At 42.0% G+C, this 11403-nt stretch carries 11 protein-coding genes; 3 read left to right on the top strand and 8 right to left on the bottom strand.

Annotated elements, in window-relative coordinates:
- From AC0YN6_RS28980 to AC0YN6_RS28970, 3 genes are all read right to left on the bottom strand, one after another.
- Window positions 1-174 (bottom strand): IS3 family transposase (locus AC0YN6_RS28980; RefSeq protein WP_475751540.1); only part of this gene is annotated, 174 nt, incomplete at its 3' end.
- A 161-nt stretch (window positions 175-335) separates the two neighbouring features.
- On the bottom strand, window positions 336-1013 hold the full coding sequence (locus AC0YN6_RS28975; protein ID WP_475751538.1) for a helix-turn-helix domain-containing protein: 678 nt from the start codon (window positions 1011-1013) through the stop codon (window positions 336-338).
- 125 nt (window positions 1014-1138) lie between these two features.
- Window positions 1139-2302: an MFS transporter gene (locus AC0YN6_RS28970; RefSeq protein WP_475751536.1), complete on the bottom strand. Its 1164-nt coding sequence runs from the start codon at window positions 2300-2302 to the stop codon at window positions 1139-1141.
- Between the two features lie 175 nt (window positions 2303-2477).
- Between AC0YN6_RS28970 and AC0YN6_RS28965 the strand changes: the two genes are divergently transcribed.
- Both AC0YN6_RS28965 and AC0YN6_RS28960 read left to right on the top strand, forming a co-directional pair.
- Entirely contained in the window at window positions 2478-3125 is a 648-nt protein-coding gene (locus AC0YN6_RS28965; protein WP_475751534.1) for a transmembrane-type terpene cyclase, read from the top strand.
- A gap of 179 nt (window positions 3126-3304) precedes the next feature.
- A complete protein-coding gene (locus tag AC0YN6_RS28960; RefSeq protein ID WP_475751532.1) occupies window positions 3305-3514 on the top strand; it encodes a YczF family membrane protein in 210 nt (69 codons plus the stop codon).
- On the opposite strand, the gene AC0YN6_RS28955 is transcribed toward AC0YN6_RS28960, so the two are convergent.
- The 4 genes from AC0YN6_RS28955 to AC0YN6_RS28940 form a co-directional block, all read right to left on the bottom strand.
- The gene (locus AC0YN6_RS28955) at window positions 3511-4617 is read right to left on the bottom strand and encodes a GerAB/ArcD/ProY family transporter (RefSeq protein ID WP_475751530.1); all 1107 of its coding nucleotides are present in this window, start codon (window positions 4615-4617) and stop codon (window positions 3511-3513) included. The genes AC0YN6_RS28960 and AC0YN6_RS28955 overlap by 4 nt on opposite strands.
- A gap of 18 nt (window positions 4618-4635) precedes the next feature.
- Entirely contained in the window at window positions 4636-5781 is a 1146-nt protein-coding gene (locus AC0YN6_RS28950; protein ID WP_475751528.1) for a Ger(x)C family spore germination protein, read from the bottom strand.
- Entirely contained in the window at window positions 5781-7244 is a 1464-nt protein-coding gene (locus AC0YN6_RS28945; protein ID WP_475751527.1) for a spore germination protein, read from the bottom strand. Before AC0YN6_RS28945 ends, AC0YN6_RS28950 begins: the two co-directional genes overlap by 1 nt.
- A 211-nt stretch (window positions 7245-7455) precedes the next feature.
- The gene (locus AC0YN6_RS28940) at window positions 7456-8277 is read right to left on the bottom strand and encodes an AraC family transcriptional regulator (RefSeq protein WP_475751526.1); all 822 of its coding nucleotides are present in this window, start codon (window positions 8275-8277) and stop codon (window positions 7456-7458) included.
- 141 nt (window positions 8278-8418) lie between these two features.
- On the opposite strand from AC0YN6_RS28940, the gene AC0YN6_RS28935 reads away from it, so the two are divergent.
- Window positions 8419-10347, top strand: a complete 1929-nt coding sequence (locus AC0YN6_RS28935; RefSeq protein WP_475751524.1) for a glutaminase domain-containing protein — start codon at window positions 8419-8421, stop codon at window positions 10345-10347.
- A 49-nt stretch (window positions 10348-10396) separates the two neighbouring features.
- Here AC0YN6_RS28935 and AC0YN6_RS28930 read toward each other — a convergent pair whose 3' ends face one another.
- Complete coding sequence (locus AC0YN6_RS28930) at window positions 10397-10666, bottom strand: hypothetical protein (RefSeq protein ID WP_475751522.1); 270 nt, start codon at window positions 10664-10666, stop codon at window positions 10397-10399.
- Window positions 10667-11403: the final 737 nt, after the last annotated feature.

Raw genomic sequence — 11403 nt, 5'->3', positions numbered from 1 at the left:
ATATTTCGCTCTCTTCCTGCGAATTACAGACTGAATACCCCTTAGCTTCATCAACCGGTATACACGTTTATGGTTGATCGTTTTTCCGGTTTGCTTGCGCATATGCAGAGTCAATTGGCGGTATCCGAAGGTACGCTCCACTTTCTCGTAGATGGATAGCATTACCTGTGTCAACTGCTCATTCTCCAGCTCGCAAGCGCTGGGTTTTCGATTTAGCCATTTGTAATAGCTCGAGCGTGCAATTCCTGCAATTTCACAGAGAAGCTGTATACTTAATGACTCATCCTTATGAAGCGCTTGAATGGCGAGATAGACCGTTTCCTGTCGAATATGTCCTAGCGTCGCCTTCTTTCGAGTTCCTCTAACTTTTTTAAGAATACATTTTCGGCCCGAAGTCGTTCAATTTCGTGCTCCATTTGCTTCATCTTGAGTTTCTGTTGATCGGTCTCCGTTAACTCTTCTAGAGCTTTCTTTCTCCCACGGCCATCTTTTAATGCTTCCTGACCACCATCTTCAAACTTCTTCATCCATTGATATACTTGCTGGTAGGAGACCTGAAATTGTCCCGAAGTCTTTTGGTAGTCATGCTGATTCGTTAGGCAATACTGGACGATCTCTATCCGTTCCTGCCATGTTGTAGAGCGACCCTTTGTCATAGCTTTTGCTTCCCCTTTGTAGGCTTTTAAGCTGCTATGACCATTATACTTCTTTATCCATTCAGAGAGCTGTGTTGTGCTGGAGATCTTGTATTTATCGATGATCTGGTACTTAGACAATTTCCCCTCAAGGTAATCTTTCACTGCTTGAAGCTTGAGTTCAGCACAATAACTTCGGTTATGTGTACGGCGCTCCAGACCTTCATAACCGTACAGCTTATAGCGACGTTGCCACTTCATCAATGTAGTATTGTTAATCTTATATTTCTTAGCAGCAGCTAGAAAACCTATCTCTCCACTAGAAACTTCTTCAATGATATTGAGTTTCTCTAGCGCATTATATTTTCCCCCGACCATGAAAAAGCTCCCCTTACAGTTACAGGTTTTATTTTTTAACCTGTCTACCGTAGGGGGAGCATATCAATCCTGAACTGCTCTCTTTTTTTTTATTACAACCCATAGACCCTTTATCCCTTATACAGTTATACAGCTTCCTCTGTTTCCGCGAGCCTTTTCCCATACACCCGGTATAGAACCAAACCAAACAGCATTCCCAAAAAAGAGATTGCCGATATAGACAAATAAAGTGTTTTGCCGCCAAAGGTTCCATAAACAGCTCCGCCCACATAGGAGGCTAAAATTCCTGAAATACCGAAGAACAGCAGCGCGAGCACCGTTTGACCAGTCGCACGCCATTCCGTTGGAACAATTCGATATAAATATTGAATAGCTGCGGAGTAGAAGACCGGGAAGGTCAACAGCTGCAAAATTTGCAAATAGGCGAGCAGGTGCGGATCGGTAATCCATGCTGAAACGAAGAACCGAAGGAAATAAAACACAGCTGCAAATGAAATAATAAGCAGCTCTTTGCCTTTCCGCATCCACCAAAAGCTGAGCGCAAATACTACAATTTCACTTCCTGCCGCCAAGAAGAATGCTTGTCCTACCAGTTCAGTACTCCCGCCAAGCTCCCGAATGTAGACGCCAAGGAACGTATCATTCATTCGTGCAGGGATTGAACAAATAAACACCAGCAATAAAAACAAAAGCGTCTCCTTGTTGCTAATAAAATGCTTGAGACTGCTTAAGGTAACCGGTTTCCCTGTAACAGGCGCATCGGGCATCATCCAGCCTATCACAAAACTAAAGATGCCAATGCCAGCAAAAAGCAGTGCCAAGCTATGCTCCCCGAAATACGAAATAACGTATCCTGTAAGCAGCGCTGCAACAGCATAACCTAAAGCTCCATAGGTGCGGATTGAGCCATAGCTGGTTCCTGACGATTCGGCTACTGTAAAATTGAGACTTTCCGTCAACGGATCAATCGACATTAGAAAGAAGTACAGAAGCATAGCAAGCAGAATAAGCATCGGATAACTGCTAGAGTCGTACAGCAAGTATCCGATTATAGTGGAGCACATGAGCAGTACTAATAGTACTTTACGAATTGATTTGGTTTTATCGCTGATCATCCCCCACAAGGGTTGGGCAATAAGAGTTACAAATCCTCCGGTACCGATGATGAAACCAATTTGTGAAGGACTAAGGCCTTGTACATCTAAATAGACTGGAAGGAAAGAAATGAACATTGCTAACAACGCGAAATACAAAAAATTAAAGCTTCGTAACAGGTTGGGTGCACTCATAAATGTTTAATTCCTCCGTGTGTGTGTTTCTTGAAATCGTGCAATCTCAATTTTTTATTTTACCATGAAATGATCCTAAATATGAAAAGGTCTACATTTATTACGATTTTCATATACATAGACAAGCTCAAAGTTGATGGACGGATTTTTTATGAAAGGATGCGATTACTGTCACATGGAGCACCTATTGCCGTTAAAAGTAGAGTTTCTGCTTATGTTTGGAGTAGCGTTATTTTGGACTATCGTCTATATTCTCGTTATTTATAAGGGCTTCAAGGATCAAGCCTGCGGAATGCCGCTCGCCTCCATCTGTGCTAATATTACTTGGGAGTTTCTGTTTACCTTTATTATGCCGTTTCACCCGCTTCAGCAAATCGCAACCTTAATATGGTTTCTACTAGACTGTATCATTCTGCTCCAATTTCTCTATTATACAAAAGGTCCTCTTCCCAAACGCACGCTGCAAGCTTCTGTTTTCACTCTGCTCGTTATCGCTTTTCTGCTGCATTATGGAATGGCGGTAGAATTTCAGGATAAATGGGGTATTTATTCAGCATTTGGCATCAATTTGATGATGTCCATTCTCTTCATAAGAATGCTCTTGATCAAAGACCTGCAAGGACAATCACTCTCCATCGCTTTCTTCAAAATGATAGGCACCTTATGCGCCTCCATCCTCTGCTTCTCACTCTTTCCACAATCTATTTTATTAATGATTATGTATGTTCTGATCCTTATTCTGGACGTTGTTTATATCCTACAGGTCTATAACAGATCGATTAAGACGATACATAAATCTTCGATCTCGAGCAAACAAATGTAATTATAAACGAAAAATATAACGATAATTTAAAAAAACAGCCGCCCTTACCTTAGGTCGGCTGATTAGTGATCTATTCCGCCTCTTCAATGCTGGATCGCATACTTTGGGCACGAAACGCCAACAATGGAAATGAACATATAAGCAGGCACCAAAGCATCGATCGAAAGGGGCAACTAGTTATGAAAATCCTATTCATATTCGTGTTATTTATGGCGTCCATCACGCTGTCAGGTCTCGTCATCGATTTGTTTTCCGGTATAAAACCTGATTTGTATTTCGATAATCTGTACCACACCTTCGTCATGTTCAGTCCGGTTGAAATGATGCTGGTTATCCTCTATGTCGTACTTATCATCGCAATTGCCTTCGCCTCCAGAAAGAAACATTAAGCGCCTATCTTCCTCGCGGAAATACGGCGTCTGATATATCCAATTAGAAACAACAAGACTGGGATCACGATTCTCATAATCGGGTGCACTTGCTCAGGCAGTACTTTGAGCCCTTCTTTCAGATGGTCCGCAATCCCCTTCGCAACGAGCAGCGACGAATAGAGAATAACGATACCGGCCGGAATGACGAGCAGCCGATGATCCCGGACTTTGAATAAGTCTGCAACTCCTATGATACCTGCGTAAAAGTAAATCGCGACTTTAAAGAAAACGCCGATAATAAGCGTCAATATAATGAGCGGATCGAGCCGCTGTATAAACTCGGCGATATTGATTCTTCTGACGACTTCGAACAGCGGAAAACTGGAGCGCGTCGCCGTATGCGTGCCCAATACGACAATATCCATGATGACGATGACGCATAACACAATTCCAGTTACAAGTATTGCAAGCTGGCCAATCTTGAGCGCTTTCTCGGGCTTTTTCATATACGGAAAAAACATCAGAAACACAATCATTTCGGCAAAGGGGAAATTGTACGCCGACGGAATCGCCTTAAACACCGGCTTCCAGCCATGCTCCAATACGGGAAACAGGTAGTCCACTTTAATAATCCCGGAAAAAACGACGAGGATCAGCATCAGGATCAACATGAACAAAAAGATGACAATAAATATTTCCGCCATTCTCGCCATAACCTTTACACCCAGCCAAAGCACGTAGCATACCGTAAACACCATTAACGAACTGATGATGAGAAGCGGGGTTCGATCGAGGACGGATTCCGATAACAGCTCGGCATAATCCCTTATATTTCTCGATGCCAAATAAAAAAAATAGTTGATATAAACAAAGGAGACAAGCCAGCCTATCGGCTTTCCGAGCACGATTTGCAAATACCCGGTTAGCGGAACGTCAGGATATTGCCGGTGTATGGCATAATAAATGCCATACAAACCAGCTCCGATCACCATGGCGATCAGCGGCACCATCCACCCGTCTTTTTTTGCCCCAAGCCCGGGACTGAATACGACAGCCGTTCCCAGCTCGAATAACAACATCAGCAAAAAAACTTGCGAAGTTTTGAGCTTTACACTTTCCAAAATATGATGACCTCGCTTTCAGCTGCTTACTTCTTTCCAGAACGATGTTTTTTTCAACCCGGTTCTCCGAATCGTCGAACTGACCTGAATCGTTACTTCGACCTCTGGCAGCATGTTATCCCATTCCGACTTTATCTTGTTCCAATAGTTCTTGTTTTCCCTCATCACGGCATCCCCGAAGCCGAATATATCGCTCTTTTTTTGTTTCGCTTGCCGGACCGCGCCTTGTATCTCCTTTTTTATACGCGACGATAATTTTTTCTCCAGCTTCGTAATGTCATTCGGCTTGGTCGGATCCGTTCCGCAAGCGTCTTCCCCAATATTCGCTTCGACCGTTACGTTGATCTCCATAGCCGGAACCGGCCCGCTGACCGTAGCCTTTATTTTCGTTTCGGAACGGGTAATTTCCATGCCGGTCCCTTCATCCTGTCCATCGCATGCGAGCGGAACGATCGTGCTCGTAATTTCGTTTTGAGCCCACATCAACCCTCTGGCATTCGGTTCCTCGATCCAGCCGGCTAGCTTCTGGGACTTCATGATGGCTAATCCAGATACCTGCATGCCCGTATCGGTGCTGATCAATCCTGGAATGACCAAAGGTTTGTGAATGATGTCCAAATATTGTCCCAATGTCACCCTTTTATTGTTGCCCCACAGCTTCTCCGATAACCTATTTTCTTCCACAATTGAGTTGGCCGACACTAATTCTAACGGAGCGCTCGCCTTCAGCACCTGATTCGCGTCAATTCCTTTTGCGATAAAGAGCTGCATCGTTGGACGAAACTCGTGGTTTCTATCCATAAAATCCAATAAGTGAGCAACCCCTTGCTTCGCTACTTGTTCCGAAATAACCAAAAGTCGCGCATGTGAAAAAAACAGTCTGCGCGGCAACTTTTGCGATGACCTCCTTGTCGCCTCAAACAGCGTTTGGCCTCTTCCTTCATAGATGACGAAGGCTTTGGACCCCGAGGCGCCGCCGCTGCTGCCTTTCGTCTTGGACGCCTGGCTCGGGTTCACGACTTGATAGGTCAGACGGTAGCCGCCCTTCTCCGCATCCTTGTCGACGCCGATTCCGCTCACAATGGCGATCTCATTCAATTCCTCTCGATTCCAGCATCCCGATAAAATGGCAGCCAGCAACAAAATGGGCAGAATACGCTTCATTATGAATCCCCAGAGCGTTTCGGATCATGGAGCCAGCGCAACGGAAACCGGAGTATAGCGTCTCTTTGTTTTTTCCATTGAATTGGAGCATAAGGCGTCATATACGGCGTGCCTATTGATTCCAAGCTCACCATATGGGCGACCATGACGATAAAGCCCAGCGCAATGCCGTACAAGCCGAAGGTGGCGGCCAGCACCATAAACATAAAGCGAAGCAAGCGTGAAGAAATCGAAAGCGATATCGATGGAGTCGTGAAATTACAAATCGCTGTCAAAGAAACGATGATGACCATAGCGGAAGAGACGAGTCCCGCCGCAACGGCCGACTCGCCCAGCACGAGCGCGCCGACGATGGATACCGCTTGTCCCGTCGCCCTTGGCATCCTCACCCCTGCTTCCAGCAAAAACTCGAAGGTGATTTCCATGACAAGCGCTTCGAAAAATGCTGGGAACGGGATGCCCTCCCGCTGAGCGGCCAAGCTGATTAATAGCGGCGTCGGTATCATTTCTTTATGAAACGTCGTGAACGCAATATACAGCGATGAACTGAATATGGAAATAAAGAAGGCCAAATAGCGCAGTATCCTCGATAATGAACCGAACTGGAAACGCTGATAGTAATCCTCCGGCGATGACATGAACTGGGGAAACGTTGCCGGCAGCACAAGAACAAACGGACTTCCGTCTACAAAGACGGCCACCTTCCCTTCCATAAGGTTGCCTGCCGCGACATCCGGGCGTTCCGTATTGTAGACGGTCGGAAACGGTGAAGATTTGGTCCCTTGCAAATATTCTTCGATGTACCCAGAATCAAGAACGGAATCGAGATCGATCGTCTCCAGTTTATTTCTTACGCTGGACACGTCATCCTCTTTCGCAATTCCGTCCATATACATGATGGCAACGCTCGTGCTTGAGATTTTTCCTATTTTCATAATTTCCAGACGCAGCCCTGCATGTTTAATCCGGCGGCGGACTAACGAGATGTTTGTTTCCATCCCTTCGACAAATCCGTCTTTAGGACCGCGAATAACGGTTTGCGACGTCGGTTCGGCAATAGTGCGATTTTCGTAAGCTTGGATCGAGCCTACAATGGCTTTGGGACAACGGTCGATGAAGATGACGACGTTGCCGGAAAAGAGCGACATGTTCGCCTCTGCCCAGACCTCAGTAACCGACGCATCGCATGTCGTTTTGGTTATTTCCATTACAAAGTCGAGCGGATGACCTTTGGACGGCAAGGAAGACCGGCATGCCACGGTGCGCCATACCAAATTGTTGATCCGCTCGGAATCCGCCATACCCTTAAAATAAACGATCGCCATCTTCAATTCAGCCGATTCGTCCAGATCGACCATACGAATCGCAAGATCATCAGTATCCGCAAAACGCTCCTTGATGAATGCGAGATTTTGAGACAATTCCGAGCTGATCGGCATGTTATGCTCGTTTGAATGTGACACGTTCAACATTCCTTCCTATTGCGTTTCACATATTTTTTTCCAGAGAATAGAAAGATATTCATAGTTACAACTTCGAGCTACGTGAGGTTTTCGCCTCACAAAAAAAACACCAGAATCATCTGGTGTTTTAAGTTCGTTCCTATTCAACTACGATTTCTCCTATCAATCCCTCTTCGGAATAAGGTCCAACCATAAGGCAGCTGGATCGGCTTCATTCAATATATTGGCTTATATTATTTCTTCTATATTCCGAAGGGGAAATGCCTACTATTGTTTTAAAACTGCCCGAAAAATAATGCTGGTCTGCGAAATTTAGTTTGTTAGAAATCTCGTTTATGTTGAGATGCGTGTTGAGCAAATATTGTTTGGCAAGCTCAATTTTACGTTTACGAAAATAAGCATATGGCGTTAAACCATAGTTTTCTCGGAATAGTTTTATAATATAATTTTTTGAGTATCCCAGCTCCAATGACACATCGTTAATATCCATTGCGTTTTCAATATTTAAATCTAAACACAGCTTAATCTGTTCTGGAATTGAAAGTACTTTATTTTCTAGATGGTTTTTTAAATGTAAAATTATTTTTAGCACAATAACAGAAATCTCATCTGTTAAATCTGAATAGTTTTTTTGATTTACAGATGCAAGCTTTATAATTTCATTCATATAGGAAAGAATGTTGCAATCCTTCACTATATAGGTATCAGCTGGCAAATATCGATTAAACAAGTATTCTGCCAAATCCCCGTTAAACACGACCCAAATCTTAACCCACGGATTTTCGTGGCTTGAATAATATTTGTGCTGGCTGTTTTTTGTTAATAGGTACACGTCATTTTTTTGAGGGTAAAAGGTTTTAGACTCGATCTCCAACACACCGCTCCCCTCAATAATATACTCGAAGGAATAGATGTTGTCGCCATTGCGTTCGATTTTGTAATTCTTGTCGCAATAAGATATTCCCGCCATTACGATGTTAAGCGGAAGCTTAGAATCGTATAGATGCCAAAAGCTATAAATCGTTTCATTCATTGTGATAATCCTCACATTTATTGTGATAACTTCTATTACGATACCCTAATTTGTATGATAAATTGTATATTACAACAATCAAGTAAATTATACAATATTCAGCAATTTATTTGATTTTCATCTAACTTAGGAGGAATCACTATGCTTATGCGAGCTCCAGCTGTTCCACTTGTAACCGTTGATCCGTACTTCTCTGTTTGGTCTATGACGAATGAACTTAACGCATCGGATACCAAGCATTGGACTGGTCATCCTCATAGAATGATCGGTATCGCTGAGGTTAATGGCAAAGAATATTGCTTTATGGGCGACAAAGAAAATAGCTTAAAAATGGAACAAACAAGTGTTGATATTAATGCACTCTCTAGCAAGTATAGCTTCACATGTGATGAAATTATGTTAGATGTTACTTTTACAACGCCGCTATTGCTGGATGATTTAAAGCTCGCTTCGAGACCTGTGTCTTACATTAATGTACAAGCGGGATCTAAAAATGGAAACAAACACGATGTTATCATTAAAATAAATGTGGATGATGAATTATCCCAAAACTTTAAATACGAATTCCCAACAAATTATACCGATCTTAGTGAATCAGGTTTTACTTGCGGCAAAGTTGGCAGTGCATTTCAAAACGTATTAAATAAATCTGGTGATGACCTTAGAATTAACTGGGGTTATTTGTACCTAGCGTCTAATAATGAAAATGCAAGCGTTATCAATGTTAAAAACACAAATGAATACGGTACTGATAGCCATAACATTGAGTTGTCTATTTCAATTAAAACAGACAATAACACGAATGCGCTGTTTGCGGTAGCTTATGATGATATTAAATCTATTGAATATTTTAATGAGCCTCTTAATGCTTATTGGAAAAAAGACGGAGAAATCATCGAAGATGCTATTAAGCAAGCTTTGAGTGAATACAACAGCCTATTCGATAAATGTGAACAGTTCTCCGCCAAGTTATCAGCTGAGGCGACTGAATCGGGCAACGTGAAATATGCTGAGCTGGTATCGCTGGCATACAGACAAGCTATCGCTGGTCACAAAATTTGTGCAGATACGAACGGAGACGTCCTGTTTATTTCTAAAGAAAACTTCAGTAATGGCTGTGCCGCTACCGTCGATGTCACCTATCCTTCTATCCCGCAATTTTTAATTTACAACCCAGAGCTCGTTAAGGGAATGCTTAGACCTATATTTAAATATGCGGCAACCGATATTTGGTATTACGACTTTGCACCGCATGATGCCGGTCAGTATCCGCTCGTTAATGGACAGGTTTATAGTCATGGAACATGCCCTACTTGGCAAATGCCGGTTGAGGAATGTGGAAATATGCTCGTTTGTACGGCAGCAGTGGCGATTGCAGAAAACGATGTATCTTTTGCAAAAGAAAACTGGTCACACCTTGAAAAATGGAGTAATTATTTAATTAAAAATGGTGTAGATCCTGATAACCAGCTATGTACGGATGATTTCGCAGGACATTTGGCACATAACTGTAACCTATCAATTAAAGCCATTATGGGAATAGCAAGCTTCTCTATTCTAAACCGTATGGCAGGCGATGAGAAAAAGTCAGAGGAATTAATCGATATTGCCAAATCCATGATCGACAAATGGCTCGGAATGGCTGCAAATGAAGATGGAACCTATCGTTTAGCATTTGATCAGCCTGATTCCTTCAGTATGAAATACAATGCCGTTTGGGATCAAATTTTCGGTATCAATCTGTTTCCGAAGGATACATTTAAAGCTGAAACAAAATCCTATATCGAGAAACGTTCTGGTGAGTTTGGTCTGATGCTCGATAATCGCGATACTTATACGAAATCCGACTGGCTCGTTTGGAGTGCCACACTGTGCGACAACAAAGAAGATTTCACAACCATTGTTGACCGCCTATGGCATGCCTATGATAAATCCGAGAGCCGTGTTCCGATGACCGACTGGTATTCGACAAGCAATGCTAAAATGATCGGCTTCCAGAACAGAACGGTACAAGGCGGATTATTTATTAAAATGCTTTTGGACAAAGATATTTGTAAAATCAAAAACTAAATCAGTTAAAAATCCCTCATGAACCATGTGTTCATGGGGGATTTTCATTTTAACGTATAAAATCAATTAATTTATTAATCGCAAGGTATTCCAGCACAACTATTCCTATGCATAAGAGCATATAAAATTGTAGTCTTGCAGTGTTAATTCTATCTTTCCAATATTCTCCTCTAAAAAAAGAAATGAAATTAGGTGTGAAAGTAAATCTAACCGATTCGTTATAATCCGTTTCATCTACAAAGAAAAAGCGAAATAGAAATTTATAAATTGGAATATTTATGATGAGCAAAACGATGATCAGAACCAGCTCAAAATTCATATTGCATTCCTCCTTGTAGTTTAAAGGAGTTATACGATTGCTCGAGACGATCGTTCCAAATTCAGGAAAATATAGGTGAGTCCTCCTACTATTGCTGTGTAAATGATTTTGGCGACATAGTGATTTGGTCTCGCTCTTCGATGTACAAGTGAAACGTCACGTAGAGAGTCATCGCTAGGGTTGTCAGCAACATTTAGTCTAACTTCTAGACCTATTTCTGTGGAAAAGGCTAGTTTGATGAAAATAGATCTATATTCTAGATCAATTTATACTAGAACGGAGCTTCGAGGGTCATGTAGCGGGTTCACAACAAATTTAAGTCTAATATCTAGACCTATTTCTACCGAAATAGCTAATTTGATGAATATAGATCTATATTCTAGATCTATTTTTACTAGAACGGAACTTCGAGGGTCATATAGCGGGATCACAATAAATTTAAGTCTAATATCTAGACCTATTTCTACCGAAATAGCTAGTTTGATGAATATAGATCTATATTCTAGATCTATTTTTACTAGAACGGAGCTTCGAGGGTCATATAGCGGGTTCACAACAAATTTAAGTCTAATTTCTAGACCTATTTCTACCAAAATAGCTAGTTTGATGAATATAGATCTATATTCTAGATCTATTTTTACTGTAAAAAATCCATAAGTGTCCTCTTTTCTTTTAGTCAACAAAAAAACGGCATCTCTGCCGTTTTTGTTTAAGCTGCTGTTCCTCTCCAAAAAAGA

The sequence above is a fragment of the Paenibacillus sp. J22P15 genome, assembly GCF_056269345.1.
This window is presented reverse-complemented; position numbering and strand designations above follow the sequence as displayed.